The sequence below is a fragment of the Methylobacterium sp. ap11 genome (assembly GCF_900110515.1).
Taxonomy (GTDB): domain Bacteria; phylum Pseudomonadota; class Alphaproteobacteria; order Rhizobiales; family Beijerinckiaceae; genus Methylobacterium; species Methylobacterium ajmalii.
This window is the reverse complement of sequence record NZ_FOEB01000010.1, coordinates 109,964-128,764: the sequence shown is the minus strand read 5'-3', so window position 1 is coordinate 128,764 and position 18,801 is coordinate 109,964. Positions and strand designations below refer to the sequence as shown.

General features: G+C 66.8%; 14 protein-coding genes and 5 pseudogenes. 5 read left to right on the top strand and 14 right to left on the bottom strand.

What is annotated here, in order from left to right; genetic code table 11:
- Positions 1 to 3: 3 nt before the first annotated feature.
- Positions 4 to 1,221 (bottom strand): annotated as a pseudogene (gene tssI, locus BMX97_RS33760) (type VI secretion system tip protein TssI/VgrG).
- 220 nt (positions 1,222 to 1,441) lie between these two features.
- Here tssI and BMX97_RS16675 point away from each other — a divergent pair.
- Positions 1,442 to 1,717 (top strand): annotated as a pseudogene (locus BMX97_RS16675) (transposase); the annotation flags it as partial.
- On the opposite strand, the pseudogene BMX97_RS16670 reads toward BMX97_RS16675, so the two are convergent.
- The 4 genes and pseudogenes from BMX97_RS16670 to BMX97_RS16650 form a co-directional block, all read right to left on the bottom strand.
- Positions 1,702 to 2,013 (bottom strand): annotated as a pseudogene (locus tag BMX97_RS16670) (hotdog domain-containing protein); the annotation flags it as partial. The pseudogenes BMX97_RS16675 and BMX97_RS16670 sit on opposite strands and share 16 nt — an antisense overlap.
- Positions 2,010 to 2,660 (bottom strand): Ldh family oxidoreductase, encoded by a 651-nt coding sequence (locus tag BMX97_RS33755; protein WP_244538470.1) that lies wholly within the window; start codon positions 2,658 to 2,660, stop codon positions 2,010 to 2,012. The pseudogene BMX97_RS16670 and the gene BMX97_RS33755, both read right to left, overlap by 4 nt.
- A 325-nt stretch (positions 2,661 to 2,985) precedes the next feature.
- A complete protein-coding gene (locus tag BMX97_RS16660) occupies positions 2,986 to 4,368 on the bottom strand; it encodes a 2-hydroxycarboxylate transporter family protein (RefSeq protein ID WP_091752395.1) in 1,383 nt (460 codons plus the stop codon).
- A 1,137-nt stretch (positions 4,369 to 5,505) separates the two neighbouring features.
- The gene (locus tag BMX97_RS16650) at positions 5,506 to 6,651 is read right to left on the bottom strand and encodes an ABC transporter substrate-binding protein (RefSeq protein WP_244538469.1); all 1,146 of its coding nucleotides are present in this window, start codon (positions 6,649 to 6,651) and stop codon (positions 5,506 to 5,508) included.
- Between the two features lie 138 nt (positions 6,652 to 6,789).
- Between BMX97_RS16650 and BMX97_RS16645 the strand changes: the two genes are divergently transcribed.
- On the top strand, positions 6,790 to 7,452 hold the full coding sequence (locus BMX97_RS16645) for a response regulator (protein ID WP_091752392.1): 663 nt from the start codon (positions 6,790 to 6,792) through the stop codon (positions 7,450 to 7,452).
- Positions 7,453 to 7,484: 32 nt separating this feature from the next.
- Entirely contained in the window at positions 7,485 to 8,852 is a 1,368-nt protein-coding gene (locus BMX97_RS16640) for a sensor histidine kinase (protein WP_244538468.1), read from the top strand.
- A 155-nt stretch (positions 8,853 to 9,007) separates the two neighbouring features.
- On the opposite strand, the pseudogene BMX97_RS16635 reads toward BMX97_RS16640, so the two are convergent.
- The 9 genes and pseudogenes from BMX97_RS16635 to ugpC form a co-directional block, all read right to left on the bottom strand.
- A pseudogene (locus BMX97_RS16635) lies at positions 9,008 to 9,301 on the bottom strand (transposase); the annotation flags it as partial.
- A gap of 82 nt (positions 9,302 to 9,383) precedes the next feature.
- A pseudogene (locus tag BMX97_RS16630) lies at positions 9,384 to 9,872 on the bottom strand (transposase); the annotation flags it as partial.
- 414 nt (positions 9,873 to 10,286) lie between these two features.
- Positions 10,287 to 10,751 carry a hypothetical protein gene (locus tag BMX97_RS33750; RefSeq protein ID WP_244538467.1) on the bottom strand — a complete coding sequence of 155 codons (465 nt, stop codon included), beginning with the start codon at positions 10,749 to 10,751 and terminating at the stop codon, positions 10,287 to 10,289.
- Positions 10,748 to 11,389, bottom strand: coding sequence for a transposase (locus BMX97_RS33745; protein WP_244538466.1), 642 nt, complete (start codon positions 11,387 to 11,389; stop codon positions 10,748 to 10,750). The genes BMX97_RS33750 and BMX97_RS33745 overlap by 4 nt, the downstream gene beginning before the upstream one ends.
- An 872-nt stretch (positions 11,390 to 12,261) precedes the next feature.
- Positions 12,262 to 13,128, bottom strand: coding sequence for a sugar phosphate isomerase/epimerase family protein (locus BMX97_RS16620; protein WP_091752386.1), 867 nt, complete (start codon positions 13,126 to 13,128; stop codon positions 12,262 to 12,264).
- Positions 13,125 to 13,976 carry a carbohydrate ABC transporter permease gene (locus tag BMX97_RS16615; protein WP_091752383.1) on the bottom strand — a complete coding sequence of 284 codons (852 nt, stop codon included), beginning with the start codon at positions 13,974 to 13,976 and terminating at the stop codon, positions 13,125 to 13,127. The genes BMX97_RS16620 and BMX97_RS16615 overlap by 4 nt, the downstream gene beginning before the upstream one ends.
- Positions 13,976 to 14,920: a carbohydrate ABC transporter permease gene (locus tag BMX97_RS16610; protein ID WP_091752380.1), complete on the bottom strand. Its 945-nt coding sequence runs from the start codon at positions 14,918 to 14,920 to the stop codon at positions 13,976 to 13,978. The genes BMX97_RS16615 and BMX97_RS16610 overlap by 1 nt, the downstream gene beginning before the upstream one ends.
- Complete coding sequence (locus tag BMX97_RS16605) at positions 14,917 to 16,194, bottom strand: ABC transporter substrate-binding protein (RefSeq protein WP_091752377.1); 1,278 nt, start codon at positions 16,192 to 16,194, stop codon at positions 14,917 to 14,919. Before BMX97_RS16605 ends, BMX97_RS16610 begins: the two co-directional genes overlap by 4 nt.
- Positions 16,195 to 16,305: 111 nt before the next feature.
- Positions 16,306 to 17,409, bottom strand: a complete 1,104-nt coding sequence (ugpC, locus tag BMX97_RS16600; RefSeq protein ID WP_091752374.1) for an ABC transporter ATP-binding protein — start codon at positions 17,407 to 17,409, stop codon at positions 16,306 to 16,308.
- 135 nt (positions 17,410 to 17,544) lie between these two features.
- On the opposite strand from ugpC, the gene BMX97_RS16595 reads away from it, so the two are divergent.
- Both BMX97_RS16595 and BMX97_RS16590 read left to right on the top strand, forming a co-directional pair.
- Positions 17,545 to 18,033: a MaoC/PaaZ C-terminal domain-containing protein gene (locus tag BMX97_RS16595; protein ID WP_091752371.1), complete on the top strand. Its 489-nt coding sequence runs from the start codon at positions 17,545 to 17,547 to the stop codon at positions 18,031 to 18,033.
- A 58-nt stretch (positions 18,034 to 18,091) separates the two neighbouring features.
- Entirely contained in the window at positions 18,092 to 18,796 is a 705-nt protein-coding gene (locus tag BMX97_RS16590) for a TetR/AcrR family transcriptional regulator (RefSeq protein ID WP_210187643.1), read from the top strand.
- Positions 18,797 to 18,801 lie beyond the last annotated feature (5 nt).

Below are 18,801 nucleotides of genomic sequence, written 5' to 3'. Positions count from 1 at the left end.
GCCCTAGGACTGTGTCACCCGCACCCAGCCGGTATCCGTCCCGTCGCCCCGGGCGCGCCGGTCCCAGGGCAGGGTGAGCTTCACTCTCCCGAACGCATCGGTGTGGATCTCCTCGCCCGGTGGGCCGGCGATCTTCGCAATCTGCAAGCCGTCGATGCGCGGGCGCGGCACCGTGCGATGCGGCGTCGCTGGGCGGTCCGCCGGCAGCGTCGTGAACGCATTCTCGTAGTGCGGCGTGCCCGCCCCGCTCTCGTAGGTCGGGTCCTCGGCCCGGTGCAGGACCTGCGTGATCACCTGCGCCGGGTAGACGTGGGACGGGTGGGCCACCTCGTAGGGGGTGAAGCGCGATCCGGCCGCGAGGGTGCGGACGCTGGAGCGTCCCTCGATGCGGTCGAAGCCGGTCTCGGTCGCCTGGATCCGCAGCCGCGTGGCGCGCTCGCCGGCCTCGCGGGTGAGCGCCCTTGCCGGATACTCGTAGAGTTCGTAAGCCGTGTTCTCGGGAACCCGGTCGATCGATGGCGTATCCGCAGTAAGATCAAGATTTGGGGTTAGAAACTCATAGTCGTTACCGGCTCGTCTTCCTGGCGTGAACGAGAGCTGCCGGCGCCAGTCGTGGATGTGCTCGGCATCCGACGAGCCGAAGGCGAGACGGACCCGAGTGTCAGCGCCACCGTCGTACGCGGACGGATGATCGCCGACGACGAGCGTGTGCTTGCCGCGCTCATGGCGGAACCAGAAAAAGATGCCTTCTTCTTCGAGACGACGCAGCAGATAGGCGAGATCGGTCTCGTTCCACTGCACGACGTAGTCGCGCTTCTGCGGCGGCCGGGTGACGCCGGCCAGATTGTAGTCGCGGATGCGGTGCTCGGAACACAGCGTCTCTAGCACCTCGAGCGTCGATTGAGTGAGGAAGATGCGGCAGTCGCTGCGCTGGCTCATCAGCCACAGCCGCGGGCGCAGGGTGAGCGCGTACTAGCGCGCGCCTCTCGTGACGATCGGTCCCTCGTGCAGCTCGGTGACGAGGCCGTTCCAGACCCGCTGCGAGCCGTCGGCGAGGGTGAGCGAGATGTCGGCGGCGGTGCCGACGATCTCGTCGGGCCGGACCTCGTCGCGTTGCGCCCTGACGCGGGCCTGGATGGTGAAGAGGCGGTTGATGCCCTCCTCGACCTCGAGGCGCTCGAGCAGGAGGACATCCGCGCCGAGCACGGTGTCGATCGCCATCAGGCGCCCGGCCTGGGTGTAGCGCACGTGCTCGCTCATCGCCTGCCCTGCCCTAGAGGTCCGTAAGGGAACCAATAGACTAGGGCGCGACATCATGACGATCAACCCGGCGGAGCGCGGACGATGCATCGGGCATGACGCTGAAGCACCGGGATGCCTGATCCTCCCTCGGTTTTGCGGATACCTCTGACACGCTCGTTACGGGCGGGGAAGGTGTTTGATGGCAAAGACACGATGCGAGTTCACCCCCGAGTTCGAACGCAGGGCGGTCGACCTACTCGAGAGCGGCGGCCGGTCGCAGATGCAGATCACCGCCGAGCTCGGGATCCAGCACTCCATGCTACGCCAGTGGCGAACCGTGCTGATGGACGGCTCCCCGCAACGGCGACCCGCCGGCGCGCCGGACTCCGCTCCCACGAGCCCGGTTGCCTCGCCGTCCGACCAGGCGGCCGAGATCGCCCGCTTGCGCCGTGATCTCGACCGGGCGCGGCGCCAGGCCTCGATCTGGATGCGGATCGAGGAGCGGCCGACCGAGACGACGTGGGCGTGGAGGCTGGCCTCGTCGCCGACCACCACCGGCTGCAGGAAGGTCATGCCCTCGACCGCAATGGTGGCGCAGCGCCCCCGGGCGCGCCGCGCCGCCACGTTGCCGGCGTCGAGGTCCATCTGCGCCATCAGCCAGCCGCCGAAGATGTCGCCGGCCGGGTTGGTGTCGGCCGGCATCGCGATGGTGCGGATCACCGGGGGTCCCCAGCTCGCATCGGGGTCGCAAGGGACGGAGGCTTCGGTCATCGGCGGGATCGCACGCGGGAGGCAATCACGGTCGGACACATCTTGCTCTGCGTCAGCACGCGGCCGCGAGCGACCCAGGATCGAGGCCGTGGGCCTCTGCCAGCCGGTGCAGGTCGCGAGGGTATGGTCGATCTGGCCACGCACCACGGCCGTGTCGGCGATGTCGAGGACGCGCGACGCGTCCTGGCCCGCCGGGGCGGCCTAAGCAGACTTGCGTTGGCCAGCCAACGCTTCGCCCGCTTAGATCCTTGTCTTGGCGCAGATTTTTGGCGCCGAACCGGTAACCAACTCGGCGAAACCTGCTTAGGACCACGGGTTGTTGCCGAGAGCCTTGATGCACCCACCCCAGGGGGCGTGGACGGGCTCGCGTCGGTGGACCGGAAGCCGATGCACCCGGCCCGCGCCGCCCTCGGGGTGAAGGACATGGCGGTGCCGACATGATTGGGGTTGCGCACCGCCACCACGCCGATTCCGTGCGCTCGCGCCCGGTTCGTCACCTCGTCCATGGCGCGGGCGGCCACGATCTGGCCCATCGCCTCGCGCCCGTCGATCACCGGGAGCCCACCGGCATCGACTACGAACTCCTGTGTCGCGCGCGGGTCGCAGGCGCCCGCTTGCAGGCGGGCGGCGTACCAGGATAGGCGCATGGCGCCGTGCGACTAGCGGGCTCCAGAGGGCGGCCCAGATCAGGCTGTCGGCGCAGAGCCGGGGGTCGTCGGGGCGCCGGCGGAGATGCGCGGGGCGGTCATGCGGCGTCGCTTGGCGGCGGATGGGGCCTTGGGCAGGCGGCTGGGGTGCGGATCGATGCCCGCCTGCCGCCCGACGCCGAGTGTCGGACAATGCCGGCTCGCCCGCCGGGAGCCGTCGAGGAGAAGGGCGGACGCGGGTTATGTGCCCTCCCCCGCCGGCGGGGGAGAGCCGAGCTCCGAGCGGGCTCGAGGGAGCCCGCTCGGCGAACCGGCAACCCTACCCTCAGGCGATCCACCGCATCACCACGAGCACCGCCGTGACGGTGACGGCGCCGCCGATGCGGGTCGCGATCTGGGCGAAGGGCATCAGCTGCATGCGATTGGCGGCGGTGAGGATAGCGACGTCGCCGGTGCCGCCCTGGCCCGAGTGACACGCATTCACGATCGCGGCCTCGATCGGGTACATGCCGAGCCGCCGCCCGACGAAGGCACCGGTGACCATCAGGGTGAACACCGTCGCGACGATGGTGATCAGGTTCGGCACCGTGAAGGCCGACATCAGCTTGTCCCAGGGGGTGAGGGACACGCCGATGGCGAACAGCAGCGGGTAGGTCATGCCGGTCTGAACGAACTTGTAGACCACGAAGCCGCCGGCCTGGAGGTGGGGCGAGACCGCGCTGGTGAGCTTGGCGAGCACCGCCAGGAACAGCATCGCGACGGGCGCCGGCAGGCCGAGGACGTGGTGCAGCATCACGCCGAGGAGGTAGAGCGTCACCGCCGTCAGGCCCGCGGCCGCGATGGTGGAGACGTCCATGGCGCCGCCGCCCTTCTCGGCGGTCACCGCCTCGTCCTTGGGATCCATGTCGTCGTGCTCGCCCGGCTGCAACCGGCCCTCGCCGGTCAGGTGCGGGTACTTCTTGCCGACGAAGTTCAGGATGCCCGAGAACACGATGGCCGTGAGGCTGCCGAGCATGACCGGGGGCAGCACCTGGGCGAACAGGTCGCCCTGCGACGCGCCGAGGATCGCCGCATAGCCGATCGAGAGCGGGATCGCGCCCTCGCCGACGCCGCCGGCCATGATCGGCACGACGATGAAGAAGAAGGTGTGGTAGGCGCCGAGACCCAGCGCCATCCCGACCAGGGTGCCGACGATGCCGGCCGCGATCGACCCGATGCCGAGCGGCACGAAGATCTTCAGGAAGCCCTTGATCAGCACGCCGCGGTCCATGCCGAGGATGCTGCCGACGATGATCGCCGCGATGTAGAGGTAGAGGAAGTTGGTGAACTTGGTGAAGTCGATGATCGACTTCTCGATCTGCGGCGGGATCAGCTTGTAGTAGGCGAGCGCCGAGGGGATGAAGGTGGCGAAGATGGCACCGGCGCCGATGTTGCGCAGGATCGGCAGCCGCTTGCCGATCTCGGCGCAGGTGAAGCCGCCGAGCACCAGGACGGCGATCATCGTCGGTGAATCCGGCTTGATCTCGCGCTCGAGCGTCAGGATCGTCAGGAGCACGACCAGGATCAGGTAGACGGGGATCGGGATGATGCCGATCTTGATGTCCATCAGCCGCCACCAGCCCTGCGGCCAGAATTTTCCGGATGCCGGCGCAGCCGCCGGCGCGGCGGTCTCGCCGGGCTTGGCGAGGGGTACGGTTCCAGATGCCATCGGTGTCCTCCCGAACGCTGTTCTTCCGAGCGATATGCTTCGAGTGATGTTTTTGGGGCCTGTCCGGCCGTCTTTACGGTTATCCCGTTCCGACCATAGGGAAATAATCAGGAACGGGAAGATGATGGACTGTTCACATTGCGGAGACCCTAAGTCAAGTTGGCCCTCTCGGGATGCTGAGGCGCCGGCCCGACCCAGGGGCGGGGGTGGGCGGATGCGCCGTTGGGGCCACGAAAAGGCAGCGGGAGGCGGCCGTCCGCGTACCCATGGTGCGGCCGCGGTTCCTGCGGTCGTCGACCTCCGTCGCGCAGCCGGGCCTCCGGGCGAACAGGAAGATCATGAACGCCGCGGTCTCGAGCGCCGAGCCGGAGAAGGTGCCGTCGCGGTTGGGCTGCCCAGCATCGTCCGGAGAAGCACCGCGATCACCGCATCGATGCTGACGCAAGAGACGGCGCGCAACGCGCCGGCGTCGAACGGAGCCTGCCCCGGCGCCCGGTTGCTCCCGGCCGCCCTGGCGCATCGACCGGTCGGCCCGGCGGGTGTAGGCGACGACTTTGCTCATGATCAGATCGAAGCCGAACGGCCGAAGGGGCAGGTCGAGCGCCTCCGCGGCGTCTCGCAAAGCCCCCCATGCCGCCGATGAAGTCCGGCCCGCCGCGCCCGGCGACGGTGTCGCGCCGCCCCTTCTCGCGCAAAGCCGTCTTCAGGTCGTGGGCGCGGCAGAGCAGGACCATCTTACCCTTGTCGCCGACGCCATCCTCGAACCCCGGCGTGAAGAATACCGAGCCCTCGCGGTCGATGAGACGCTCGATCCCTTCTTCACCCGCGTCCGGCCCCGGAACCTCGGCCGCAGGGAAGCCTGCGGATTGCAGGAGCTTGGCACCGTGCAGCATGCCCGTGACTTGCACCGTTTCCTCCGTGCTTGTTGGGGCGCATGGTAGAGGGCGAAACTGTCGGCAACCTGTCGCGGCGCGGGTCGGGCGTTCCGGTGAAGGTGGGAGCTTTCGCGCCACCTCCCCGCCCTTGACGGCCCTTAGGGCGGGCGGGTGGGGGAAAAGCCCTGGGGAGCGGAGGCTTCAGCGCGTCGTCCTCGACGGCACGGCGGGTGGCGGCGCGCAGCCTCGGCGGCGCCTGCCCTCACCGCCCCTCGATCGCCCGTCGCCATTGCCGCAGCGTGCGGCCGCGCTTGATCTGATCGAGGGAGATCAACAGCTCCGGCCCGACAGGGATCGGCCGCAGGGCGGTGGAGCCGGTGACCGGATCGTCCGGGGCGCGGGCGTCCGCGCGGACGGGCGTGACCGAGCGGGCGGCGAGCAGCGCCTGGCCTTCCCGGGACAGCAGGTAGTCGAGGAACAGCCGCGCCGCCTCCTTGTGCCGGGCCGCCTTCGGGACCAGGGCGATGCGCGAGGTGACGAGCGTGTAGTCGCTCGGCAGCACCACCCCGAGGGCCGGGTCGTGCTTTGCCCGCTCGCGGGCGTAGGACCCGAGCACGTCGTAGGCGAGGACCGCGTCGCCGGCCGACAGCCGGTCGAGCATCGTGGCGGTGGCGGTGAAGAGCTTCACCCCGACCTGGCCCATCGCCCGGACCGTATCCCAGGTCCGGGGCGTCACTTCGAGGTTCTGCGTCAGGACGAGAAAGCCGACGCCGCTGCGCTCCGGGTCGTAGGTCGCGACCTTGCCCTGCCAGTCCTCGGGATGCCGGGTCAGGCTCCGAAGGAAGTCTGCGTGGCTGCGGGGCACCCGTGCCTCGGGCAGCAATGTCCTGTTGTACGCGATCGCGATCGGCTCGGCGGTGATGCCGTAGGCCTCGTTGCGCCACACCGCCCAGGCAGGCCACCCTTCGGTCTCGCGCGAGACGTGGCGCTCGGCATAGCCGTCATTCACCAGCTTGATCTGGAGGTCCATGGCCGAGCTCCAGAGGAGGTCCGCCGTCCCCCCACCGGACTCGGCCTCGGCCAGGAATTCGTCATAGAGCCGCGACGAGTTCATCTTCGTGTAGGCGACCGCGACCTCCGGGAAGCGTCTCCGGAAGCCCGCGAGCAGGGCCGAGGCCTCCGCCTCGTCGGTCGTCGCACGGATCACGACCACGCCGTCCCGCACCGCTTCCGCGCGATCCTGGGCTTGCGCGTCGATGGGCGGGTCGATCTGAGCCAGAGCCGCTTGGGCCAAAGTCGCTTGGGCCAAAGTCGCCTGGTCCAGAGTCGCCTGGTCCGAAATCGCCTGGGCCCGGGCCGGTCCGAGGATGAGGGCGAGGCTCACCCAGGCGGCCGTCAGGGTTCTCACGCGCGCCAAATCCCTTCCTGCCCCAAGGCGTGCGGTTGCCCGCGGCGGTGGCCGCGGCGAAGATCGCAGGCTACAGGCTCACGCGGCGAAGTTCTATGCACGTGCAGAGCGCGACGAGCCTGAGGGGGGGACGGCGGGATGCGGGTGCTCGTCGCGGAGGACGACGCGGCTCTGGCCCGGGGCCTCGTCGCGGCGCTTCGGGCCGCCGGGCTCGCGGTCGATCACGAGCCGGACGGCGAGGCGGCCGCCGTGATCGCCCTGTCGGAGCCCTACAGCCTGATCGTGCTCGATATCGGCCTGCCGGGCCTGTCCGGTTTCGAGGTGCTGCGGCGCATCCGGGCGGCGAGCGCCGTCCCGGTGCTGATCCTCACCGCCCGCGACGGCATGACCGACCGGGTGCACGGGCTCGATCTCGGGGCCGACGACTACTTGGCGAAGCCCTTCGCTCTCCCCGAGTTCGAGGCGCGGGTGCGGGCGCTCATCCGCCGCGGCCAGGGCCTGCGCAGCCCCGTCCTGCACTGCGGGGCGCTCGTCCTCGAACGATCGACGGGGACCGTGACCCTCGACGGCGAGCCCCTGGGCCTGCGGCGGCGGGAACTCGCCGTGCTCGAGGTGCTGATGGCGAAGGCCGGGCAGGTGGTGCCGAAGGAGCGGCTCGCCGGCGAAGTGTTCGGCTTCGACGACGAGGTGGCGCCCAACGCCCTCGAGCTCTACGTCGCGCGCCTGCGCAAGAAGCTCCAGCCGAACGGGCCGGAGATCCGCACCATCCGCGGCCTCGGCTACCTCCTCCACGCCCGATGAGCCGCCGCCCGCCTTCCCTCAGGCGCGAGCTGATGCTGCGGATGCTCCTGCCAGCCTCGGCGCTCGCGGGGGTGCTCGGCCTCGGCGGCGCCCTCGTCATCCGGAACGTGGTCGAGACCACGCATGACCGCCTCCTCGACGGCTCGGTGCTGGCCATCGCCGAGCGCCTGGCGCTCGACGACGATTCCGAAGTGACGGTGGACCTGCCGCGAGTGGCGCTCGGGATGCTGGAGACCCAGTCGCAGGACCGCGTCTATTACAGCGTCAGCTACCGCGGCCGGCTCGTCACCGGCTACCACGACCTGCCCCGCCCGGCCGGGGAGGTCGAGCCCGGCCCCACCCGGCATTGGGACGCGGTGATGCGGGGCGCGGCCGTGCGGATCGCCGCGCAGGCGCGGACGATCTACGGCAAGCCCGGCGCGGTGCTGGTGCAGGTCGCCGAGACCCGGGAGGCGCGCCGCAGTCTCGAATGGCGGCTCCTCGGCGGGCTGTTCCTGCTCGAGGGCGTCCTCCTCGCCCTCGTCGGCGTGCTCACCTGGTACGGGATCGGCCGCGGCCTCGCCTCTCTCGACCGGCTGAGCGCCGAGATCACCGGTCGCGCCGCTCCCGGCGCGGTCGGCCTGCAGCCCCTCGATGTCTCGCCGGTGCCGGTGGAGGCGCGAGCCCCGGTCCTCGCCTTCAACACGCTCCTCGGCCGCCTCGACGAGGTGATGGGGGCGGTGCGCCGCTTCACCGGGGATGCCTCGCACCAGATGCGCACGCCGCTCGCCGTCCTGCGCATGCATGTCGACCTCGCTCGGCGCCACAGCGGCGCCGCGCCGCCGGAGGCCCGCGCCGCTCTCGACGACATCGAGGGCGCGGCGCGGCGCCTGGAGCACCTGATGGTGCAACTCCTGGCGCTCGCGCGTGCCGACGAGGACCGGGATGCGATCACCCTGACCGACCTCGACCTCGCCGCACTCGCCGCGACGGTGCTCGCCGACCACGTCCCGCGGGCGCTCAACGCCGGCATCGAGGTCGAGTATATGCGGCCTGACGGGTCGGTGATGGTGACGGGCCACCCGACCGTGGTGTGCGAGATCCTGGGCAACGTCATCGACAACGCGGTCCGCTACGCCGGGCCCGGCGCCCGCGTGGTGGTGCGGGTGGCGGTGTCGGGCGAAGGCGCCTTCGCCGAGATAGAGGATGACGGCCCGGGCATTCCGCCGGAGCATCGGGAGAGGGTGTTTTCCCGGTTCTACCGCGTGGCCCGCAGCGACGGATCGCAGGGCAGCGGCCTCGGCCTTGCCGTCGTTCGCGCCTTCGCCGACCGGATCGGCGCAGCGGTCACGCTTCATGACGGCGCGAGCGGTGGTCCGGGCTTGCGGGTGAGGATTATGTTTCCGTCAGCTCCAAGTTGACAAGTCTGCCCTCATTTAATTTGATGATATGATATAGAACTTAACTTCTATGATAATAATATTTTTCGCAACTTTCAGTTTATATTATGATTCGGCAATGATGATATTAATCATACCCAGTCGATCGGTCCCCACGGGGCGGTCCGACTTCGAAGTTAGTGCAAGGTCGAACGCTGCTCCGCGGGTAGCTTGGCCGGCGGAGCCAGTCGGGTGGGCGCAGCCGGCCACGGGGAAAGGGCGGGCACGACCATCTCCGGGGCTGGCGGCCGGTAGCCGAGGGACGCGTGCGAACGCACGCCGTTGTCGTTTCGTCGCCAGCTCTCGATCACGATCTGTGCCTCCTTGAGCGTGTAGAAGATCTCACCGTTCAACACTTCGTCTCGCAGCCGTGCGCCAAAGCTTTCGACGCAACCGCTCTCCCGGGGTGAATCGGGTGCGATGCATGCGGTCCACGTGTGAATCAGCATCGAACGGGTCCCTACCAAGAATTTTAGCTGAATATTTGATTGCACAAAAAATATTATTATTGTGTTATGAACTATTTGATACGTGAACGAGCTTGCTGAGCATGTTACAGACAAAGGCGACCATGTAGATCCCGGCCAGCGTGGTGGCATAGCGCTCGTAGTCCTTGACCAACCGGCGGCAGCGCGTCGCTCAGGCCAGCGAGCGCGCCACCGCCCACCGGCGCGGCAGCAGCACGAAGCCGCGCTGGTCCTCGGGCGCCTTGACCACCTCCAGCTCGATCCCGTTCGCCGCCGCCGCGAAGGCCGCCTTCTCGCCCGTGTAGCCCTGGTCGACGAACGCCGTCTCGACGCTCCCATCCGTCTCCGCCTACACCGCACAGGTCAGCGCCCCGACCTGGCTGCGGTCGCCGACAGTCGCCGGCGTGACGTGCAGCGCCACCACATGACCAGGCGTACCAACCGCCAGGTGCACCTTCGATCCGCTCTTGCGCTTGGCCCCGGCGTAGTCTGCTCACTTGCGGCTCCTGGGCCAGGAGCGCTGGGTCCGACTGTCCGTGTGGGATTGGGATTGCCCCGGATCGGATACTGCTGGCGAATGCCGCGGCTCAGACAGCTTGGCTGATGAGGCGAGCGAAAAATAATCGCCGCATCGAGGCGACGGTCTCACCCACCAGCCAATCGGCGATTCGGCCAATGTCGAGAGCGGCAGTGGTCAGCACATGCTGGAGGTGGACCTTGGCCAGCCCGAGGGAGCGGACCGTCGCAGATGCAGGGCCCGCACGCCCAGCGACAGCGTCCCTTCGATGCCCGCCCGACAGCGGTACTGCTCGGCGAAGGCCCCGTCGACCTCTCTGTGATCGGGGCTCCAACTCGTCGTAGTGTGTCCGGCCGGACAGGTGGCGATCTTCCGACCCCAGTCGATCTGGAAGTCCTGAAGCCTGAAGGCTCCCGACTGACGCGACTGCCACTACGTATCCTGCGGGCTCGGCCCGAGCAGCGTCACGGCGTGATCGCGTGTACTGGCGAGCAACAGGTCGGCATCGACGTAGCCGGCATCGACCAGGTGCGTGTCGGGGAGAAGATCGTGGGCTGCCAGGTCGGCATGGATCGACCCGAGTGCGTCACGGTCGGCGATCGGGGCCAGTGTGGTCGCCACGTGAGTGATCAGGCGGGGGCGATCCGCGTCGCAGGTCTCGGTGAGGTGGACCTTGTCGCCGATCCACGTCGTCGACCGTTTCTTGGCGTAGTGGGTCTCTGGATCGTAGGGCGAGGCGATCATCAGCAGTGAGGGCGGAATGCCTTCCGATGAGGTTGGCCAAACAACGCGCGTGGTCTGCGGCCTTAGCTGATCCGTGTCGTCTTTCGTGCCGCTCTCGTCATCGACCGAGACGATCTGGACGTTCTGCAACCAGACCCGGTCGAGCAGGATCACGGCCGGGATCTCGCGCAGCCAGACCGGTGCGGCGGGCGAGAACACGGCCGCCAGGAGTGTGTGTCCGTCGCGGCCGATCTGTTCGGCATGAGCACGACGGGCCGCCTCGCCTTGCGGGACGTACGATCGTCCGTAGGTTTGGCGTAACGCTCGCTCCAGCTCTCCTCGGCGTGGGCGCGCAGCCACTCGGGAGCCGCGACCGCAAGGGCATTGAGCGCGGCACGCAGGGTCTCGGTGGCGCAGCCGAGGCTGTTGAGGCTGCGCACGGCCCCCAGGACGTGCGTGCCGTCGGTGCGCTGACGGCCTCGCGCCACCAGGAGCCGGCGCTCCCGGCACAGGGCCAGGAGCGTGTCGAGCAGGAGGGGCTCGGGGTGACCGGCCACGAGGCGAGAGCGGAACTCGCTGAGCACCGAGTCATCGAAGCCCGGGTCGGTGAGATCGAGGCCCGGCAGGTCCTTGCAGTCGACGCGGCCACGGGCCGCCTCGGCCGCGCGGCGATCCGAGAGGTTCTCGGCGAATTGCAGCACGGTGACGAGCGCCAGCCGCCAGGGCGCTTCGGCCGGACGGCCGCGGGCGGAGAACAATGCCGTGAACTGCACGTCGGTGAATACTGTGCCGAGTTCATCCCTCAGCCGCATGTACGCATTGCCCCGCGGGAACGCGGCTCGGGCCACGGCGGCAGTGTGGCTGGGGACCTCCGCGGGCGAGCCTGGCTGCAGCGACATGACGACCCTCCGCGAGCGTCGGACTCCGCTGCCATATCAACGAGCTAACCAGACCGATGGAGTCGCCAGCAGTATCAGAAACGAGGCAATCCCACATCCGGTGAATGCCTCTTGGAGAAAGTGCGACTGAGACGAGGGAACGCCGGCCACTGGCCAAGCCGGCGCACGCCGTTATCCACCTTTCATGCAGCCCCTAAATGGAAGCTCCCACCCCCAGGATTGGCGCGGAACTGCGCCCAGGCGGCATGGCGAAGCCCATCCAGCATGCGAGATCGAAGGCGGCGAATGGAAGGGATTTTAACATCTTGAGACACTGGTCGGCCGCGGTCGCCAATGTGCCCGGACCTCATGATGTCATGGCCGCCGCTTTGAGGTCCGCTTTTGCCTCCAAAGCGGACATCCGAACAGGCAGGGAGGAAAGTCCGAAAGAGGTCAACAGTTCGCTTATCTGGTGTTTGACTGTGCGCCTTAGAGGCCGAGCTCAGGATGCCCCAGGACCGCCGCGACGATCCAGATGCATGGCCTGAAAAGGGGGACGCGTGAAAGGCACTATACGACGCTCTTGGCGTGACTTTACACCCGTCGCCCTCCCTTCCCGCAGCACACGATATCAGATTGTCTTTGCCGATCGAGCGAAAACTAAATAATTATTTCTGTAAAATGCTATTTCTCGCTGTGCGACAGCGATATCATTCACTAGTAATGTTGGCCTAAAAATCGCCGCTCACTTTTTGGTAGCATTAACGTGTATTAATAAATTTATTTTCAATGAATCGATTGCCGATTCAGCACGCGGTGCTTACCCGCTCGACGCATCTACTCAATACAGTTTCCGGGTCACACCGCCAGATTTCTTCCGAGAAGATCTCAATTTCGATCATCCCGCCGAAACCAGCTTCCTCGACTGCCGACCTCAATGCTCTCAAGTCGATAACCCCGTCGCCCATCAAGCCGCGATCCAGGAGCATATCGCGTGTTGGGATAAGCCAGTCGCATACGTGGAATGCCAGAAGGCGTCCGGAGGCAGCTCTGATCTCCTGTGGGACCTGCCAGTCCCACCAAACGTGATAAGCATCCACGGCGACGCCAAGACCGCCGATACTGTGCCTATCTAATTTATCACAAAGGGCAATTGCCTCGGCAAGACTCGTGAGGCAGGAGCGATCACCAGCGTACATCGGGTGCAATGGTTCAAGCGCGAGAGGCACACCAACCGATCGTGCATGTTCCAGGAGTTCGGCCACTCCGTCCTCGACCTGTCGTCGCGCACCGGCGAGGTCGCGTGAGCCGGCCGGAAGACCGCCGACGACGAGGACGAAGCACGCCGATCCGAGCGCGGCTGCATCCTCGATCGCCCGCCGGTTATCTCGAACGGCTTGCTGCCTCTCAACCCGGCTCGCTCCCGTCAAGTAGGTGCTGCGGCAATAGCCGCTGACGGAAAGGCCCGCGTCGCGGATCTGCCGCGCGACCACCCGAACATCGTGCCTCTCGAGATCGCGCCGCCAGGGCGCGATGCCGCCGAAGCCGTGCTTGGCGACGCGCTCGATGACGGTGCCGATCGGCTCCAGATGTCCGAGAGTCGCGGTGTTGATGGAGCAGTCGGCAGCCGTAAGCGACCGCTGGATCGGCGAAGTGGCTGGCGACACCGTCATGATTTCACCGCACCCACGGTCAAGCCAGCCACGAAGTGCTTCTGCATGAGGAAGAACAGAGCAACCGGTGGTATCGCAGCCAGGATGGCCCCGGCCGAGATCAGGTTCCACGCCGTCAGCCACTCTCCCTTCAAGCCGGCGAGGCCGAGCGTCAAAGGCTTGGCCGCGTCGCTCTGCACGAGGACCAGTGCCCAGAAATAGTCGTTCCAGACGAACGTGAAGAGCAGGACCGACAGGCCCGCGAGGGCTGGCCGCAGCAGCGGCACGATAATCTTGGTGATGATCTGAAACTCGTTCGCGCCCTCCAGCCGCGCGGACTCGAACAATTCGTCGGGAAGAGCGACAATGAAGTTCCGCATGAACAGCGTCGCGAAGCCGGTCTGGAACGCCGTATGGAAGAGGATCAGTCCCCATACCGTATCGTACGCGCCCAGGTGCAGCACGAGATCACGCACCGGGATCATCAGGATCTGATAAGGCACGAAATTGCCCGCGATGAACATCGCGAACAGCGCTGTGCGACCAGGGAAACGGTATTTGGCGAGCGCGACCGCCGCCATCGTGCTGAGCATCAGAACGGACGCGACGGTGACACAGGTCACAATCATGCTGTTGATGAAGAAGATCCCCATCGGTGAGGTCGTGAACACCTCGCGGACGTTCGCGGACAGCGAGAACGCCGTCGGTAGGCCCCAGTAGTTGCCGGCGAGCAGGTCGCTCTGCGAGCGTACCGCCGTCATCATGATGGCGATGAGCGGCGCCATCCAGACGACGAGCACGGCGTAGAGTATCACCCGGTAGGCGGCCTGCGTCGGCGCGGGGGCGAGTTGGATCGGGGTCGGATACATCAGCGCGCCCGAGCCTCCTGCTTCAGGGAGTGGCGAAGAAAGACGGCGATGTAGACACTCATGATGGCGAACAGGATCGTGGCGATCGCCGCTCCGTAGCCGGCGCGATAACTGAAGATAGTGGCGTCGAACATCTGGTAGGCCAGCACGGTCGAGCTTCCGTAAGGCCCTCCTTGCGTCATGACTGCGATCATGTCGAAGTTCCTCAGGGACATGATGATCGTGATGATCGTCGCCACGAAGGCGACGGGCCGGAGCTGGGGCAGGACGATGTGCCGGAACAACGACCAGCGTTCGGCGCCGTCCAGACGGGCCGCGGCGATCATCTCGCCGTCGAGTTGCGACAGCCCTGCGAGGAAGAGCACCAGGCAGAAGGCCACCTGCGCCCACAGCGCGGCCGCGATGATGCCGAAGGTGACGAAGGTCTCGTTCGACAGGATCGCTGGCGCTGGCAGGCCGATCGCCCTGAAGGCGATCGCCAGGATGCCGAAGCTTGGATCGTAGAACCACGTGAAGACGACGCCGATGATGACGTGCGCGAGCACCAGCGGCATGAAAAAAAGCGACTTGATCAGCCGCATCTCGGCAAGGTTCTGGTTCAGGAACAGCGCGAGGGCGAGCCCTATCACCGGCGCCAGAAGAAAGAGAATCAACCAGATCACGTTGTTCTTCAGGGAGACGTAGAATTGCGGATCACTGAAGAGTTCGCTGTAATTGCCCAAGCCGACCCACTTTGCCGGACCCGTGCCGTCCCAATCGTAGAGGCTGATCGCGATGCTCTGCACGATCGGCCCGATGATCAGCAGCAGGAAGAGGCCGAACGGCAGGGCGAGCAGGAGGGCGGGCGTGAGCCAGTCGCCGCCCGCAGCCTCCTGTTGCCGGGTCTGGACCGGCAGCCGAACCTTGCGGGCGATCGACTGGATGGCGTTCGATCGGATGCTCATTTGAAGATCCGCGCCCGTGCCGCTTCGAGCCTTTGCAGGATGGCCTCGGACCGATCGGGATTGGCGAGGAATTCCTGGAAGCCCTTCATGCCGACTTGCGCCATCTCCGGATCGGTGTCCCGATCGTAGAACTGAGACGAGCCCTTAGCGGCCTTGGCCAGTTCGACCTGTGAGGCCGAGAACGGATCGTCCAAGGCGACGTCCGTGCGGGCCGGCAGCACTGCGCCGGCTTTGGCGAAGGCCGCGATGTTGTCAGGCTGAGCCAGGAAGGCGAGGAACTGACGGGCGAGCGCCTTGTTCTTGGCTCCGCTCGGAATGGCAACGCCGTTGACGGACAATTCCTCGTAGTTCGGCACCGCGAGATTGACCTTGGGGAATGGGAAGAAGCCGATCTTGTCGTGCAACTCGGCGGGAAGCGACGTCAGGACGTAGGGTCCGAGCAGGTACATCGCCGCCCGGCCCTGGGACAGAAGCGGGATCGCCTCCTGCCAGCCGTAGGAGCTGGCATTCTCCAGAAAATAGCCCTTCGCAACGGGCTCGGCCCAGAGCGAGAAGACCTTCTTGACGCGTGGATCGGTGTAGGATTCCTTCCCGTCCATGAGCCGCATGTGGAAATCGAGCCCGTTCTCGCGCAGGTCGAGATAGTCGAACCAGAGATCATTCGCCCACAGATCACGCGTGCCAATCGTGAACGGGATGAGGCCGGCCGCTTTCAGCTTGGCGGCGGCGGCCATGAGATCGACCCAGGTCTTGGGCGGCTCGACGCCGACTTTCTTGAAGAGCTCCTTGTTGTAGTAGAAACCCCAGGTCGTGAAGTTCGTCGGCATCATCATGCGCTTGTCGCCGTCCGATACGGCGGCGAGAAACGGCTTCATCGGCTCGTTGAGCTTCTGCTCGGCGAAGAACCCGGTCAGGTCATCGAACAGATTGCGCTTGGTGAAAGTGCGCATGCGGGCGCCGGTGAACCAAAAGGCGACATCCGGCGGCGTCGTGACCAGGAAGTTCCGAATCGACGTCTTGTAGGACTCGACGTCGCTGAAATTGATCGCGACCTTGACGCCGGGATTCTTGGCCTCGAACTCGGACGCGATCTTCGTCATCGCCGCCTTCTGGCCGGCGCCGCTGCGATCCGTGTTGATCGTCAACGTCTGAGACTGCGCCGAGGCGGAGTGACTGCCTATCAGGCCGATGGCCGCGGTCAGAGCAAGGGCTGCCGCCAGTCGGCTCAGCCGACGGCCTGCGCCGCGCCGTGTCTCGAACCACTCGCCGGTCATCGTTCCATCCCCTGAGATTTGGTTGCGGCGCGAGGACGGACCGGGCTCCGGATCGGCACTCGCCAGCCTCTAACGAGAACGCTAAACTTACTTGTCGATAAGTCAATAGACCTATCCCTGGAACGCTCCAAGGCGCCGTCCGTTCTCGGCGTCGAACAGGTGGACGAGGGCGGGATCGGCCGAGATGCTGATCCGCTCGCCCGGGCCGGCGCCGATCCGGTCGCGGAACACGCAGGCGATGTCGCGGGCGACCTCGTTGGCGATGGCCTGGGTGCCGCCGCCGGGCGGGCGCACCAGCACCATGGTCTCGGAGCCGGTCGGCTCCACCACCGCCACCTCGACCGGCACGCCGCCCTCGGCCAGGCGGACGTGCTCCGGCCGCAGGCCGTAGACCGCCGGCATGCCGTCGGCGGGGCGCGCGCCGCGGGTCGGCAGCGGCAGGGTCAGGCCGCTGTCGCTGCGGAACGAATCGCCCGCCACCTTGCCCTTCAGGAAGTTCATCGACGGCGAGCCGATGAAGCCGGCGACGAAGATGTTGTCGGGCCGGTCGTAGAGCTCGAGCGGCGCGCCGACCTGCTCGACCACGCCGTCATGCATCACCACGATCTTGTCGGCCATGGTCATGGCCTCGATCTGGTCGTGGGTGACGTAGACGGTGGTGGTGCGAAGCCGCTGGTGCAGTTCCTTGATCTCGGCCCGCATCGCCACGCGCAGCTTGGCGTCGAGGTTGGAGAGCGGCTCGTCGAACAGGAACACCTGCGGGTCGCGCACGATCGCCCGGCCCATCGCGACGCGCTGGCGCTGGCCGCCCGAGAGCTGGCGCGGATAGCGGTCGAGGAGTTTTTCCAGGCCCAGGATCGCCGCGGCGCGCCCGACCCGGCTCTCGATCTCCTCCTTGGCGGCCTTCCTCAGCTTGAGCGAGAAGGCCATGTTGTCCTTCACGGTCATGTGCGGGTAGAGCGCGTAATTCTGGAACACCATGGCGATGTCGCGCTCCTTGGGCGGCACCGCGTTGACGACGCGCGAGCCGATCCGGATCTCGCCCGCCGTGATGTTCTCCAGCCCCGCGATCATGCGCAGCAGGGTCGATTTCCCGCAGCCCGACGGGCCGACCAGGATCACGAACTCCCCGTCCTGAATGTCGATCGAGACGCCGCGGATGATCGGTGTCGCGCCGTACGATTTGCGGACCCCAACGATGCCGACCGTGGCCAAGCGCGCCTCCCTGATGGACGGACGAAGCCGTCCGTTTGTTCGTCGCCCCGTTCGGGGTGTTGCCACCTAAATAGGCGTTGACGCACACGAACGTCAACGCTCTAATTACTGATCGGCAAGTAAGGGAGAAGCGTGATGGAAGCCGCACTCGGGGGTATCGAGGGACGCCGGCTCGCACCGGGCGAGTACGGTTACGACGACCTGTCGCAGGGCGATTGGTACGAGACCGCCGGCGTCACGGTCACGGAGGCACACGTGGTCGGCTTCGCCGGGCTCTCGGGCGACCTGTTCGACGTGCATATGGACGATGAGTTCGCCCGGCGCGAAGGCTTTCCCGGGCGGATCGCGCACGGCCTTCTAGGCCTGTCGCTCGCGGACGGCTTGAAGACACGCTCGCCCGTCCGCCTCCTCGGCGTCGCCACGCTGAGCTGGAACTGGTCGTTTCGGGCCCCCCTCCTCATCGGCGACCGGATGTCCGTCCGGATCGCCGTCGCTGCCGTGCGCGCCACGAAGCGGCCGGAGCGCGGTATCGCCACCCTGGGGATGCGGATCGTCAAGCAGACCGGCGACACCGTGCAGGAGGGCGAGTCGATGCTGTTGATGTCAGGTCGCGCCCTCGCTTGACCGCCCTTCGGCATCGCCTCAAGTCTCCGGTCGAAACGATGGCAACCCGGGGGAAGCGATGCCGTCCACACCCAAGGTGCGAGCGCCGCTCGCCCGCACCGGCATGCGCGACAAGATCAAGAAGGTCGCGACGGAACTGCTGATCAAGCACGGATTCCACGGGATGAGTTTCCGTGACGTTGCCGAGCGCTGCGACATCACGACGACCAACATCCACTATCATTTCGGCAGCAAGCAGCAGCTGGTCGAGGAAATCGTCGCCGACTACGTCGAGGAGACCGGGGCTCGTCACCGGGCCATCTGGCTGGACGAGAACCGGTTGCTGCCGGACAAGCTGCGTAGCGTCGTGGCGTACAATCACGAGCGCTATCGCCGGTTCAACCGGGGAAAGGTGAGCGGGCGCCCATGGAGCCTGATCGGACGCCTTCGCCTCGACAGCGACGTGCTCAGCCCTGCCGCCCGGGCCAGCCTGGCGTCGTTCACCGTCACCGTCCACGCGGCCATCGATCAGGCTTTCGCGCATGCGGCCGCCACGGGCGAACTCGCGAAGGACGCGCCGCGGGAGGACCTCGCCCTGCTCGTGGTCAACCTCGTCAACAGCTCGTCCGTCTTCACCCAGGATGCCGGCAGCTTCGAGCGGCTGGAGCAGTTCTTCGGGGCCTTCGAGCGCGTGATGCTCGATCTCTACCTCGTGAAGCCGACGGCGCCGAACGCCCCACGATCGTTCCAAGCGAGCGCCCCTGCGCCGACGGCACCGACCTAATTCCG

Excerpts from the sequence above, each read along its gene's own strand:
- BMX97_RS33755 (WP_244538470.1), bottom strand. The coding sequence starts at position 2,660 with ATGCGCCTATCCTGGTACGCCGCCCGCCTGCAAGCGGGCGCCTGCGAC.
- BMX97_RS16660 (WP_091752395.1), bottom strand. The coding sequence starts at position 4,368 with ATGGCATCTGGAACCGTACCCCTCGCCAAGCCCGGCGAGACCGCCGCG.
- BMX97_RS16645 (WP_091752392.1), top strand. The coding sequence starts at position 6,790 with ATGCGGGTGCTCGTCGCGGAGGACGACGCGGCTCTGGCCCGGGGCCTC.
- BMX97_RS16640 (WP_244538468.1), top strand. The coding sequence starts at position 7,485 with ATGCTGCGGATGCTCCTGCCAGCCTCGGCGCTCGCGGGGGTGCTCGGC.
- BMX97_RS33745 (WP_244538466.1), bottom strand. The coding sequence starts at position 11,389 with ATGCGGCTGAGGGATGAACTCGGCACAGTATTCACCGACGTGCAGTTC.
- BMX97_RS16620 (WP_091752386.1), bottom strand. The coding sequence starts at position 13,128 with ATGACGGTGTCGCCAGCCACTTCGCCGATCCAGCGGTCGCTTACGGCT.
- BMX97_RS16615 (WP_091752383.1), bottom strand. The coding sequence starts at position 13,976 with ATGTATCCGACCCCGATCCAACTCGCCCCCGCGCCGACGCAGGCCGCC.
- BMX97_RS16610 (WP_091752380.1), bottom strand. The coding sequence starts at position 14,920 with ATGAGCATCCGATCGAACGCCATCCAGTCGATCGCCCGCAAGGTTCGG.
- BMX97_RS16605 (WP_091752377.1), bottom strand. The coding sequence starts at position 16,194 with ATGACCGGCGAGTGGTTCGAGACACGGCGCGGCGCAGGCCGTCGGCTG.
- BMX97_RS16595 (WP_091752371.1), top strand. The coding sequence starts at position 17,545 with ATGGAAGCCGCACTCGGGGGTATCGAGGGACGCCGGCTCGCACCGGGC.
- BMX97_RS16590 (WP_210187643.1), top strand. The coding sequence starts at position 18,092 with ATGCCGTCCACACCCAAGGTGCGAGCGCCGCTCGCCCGCACCGGCATG.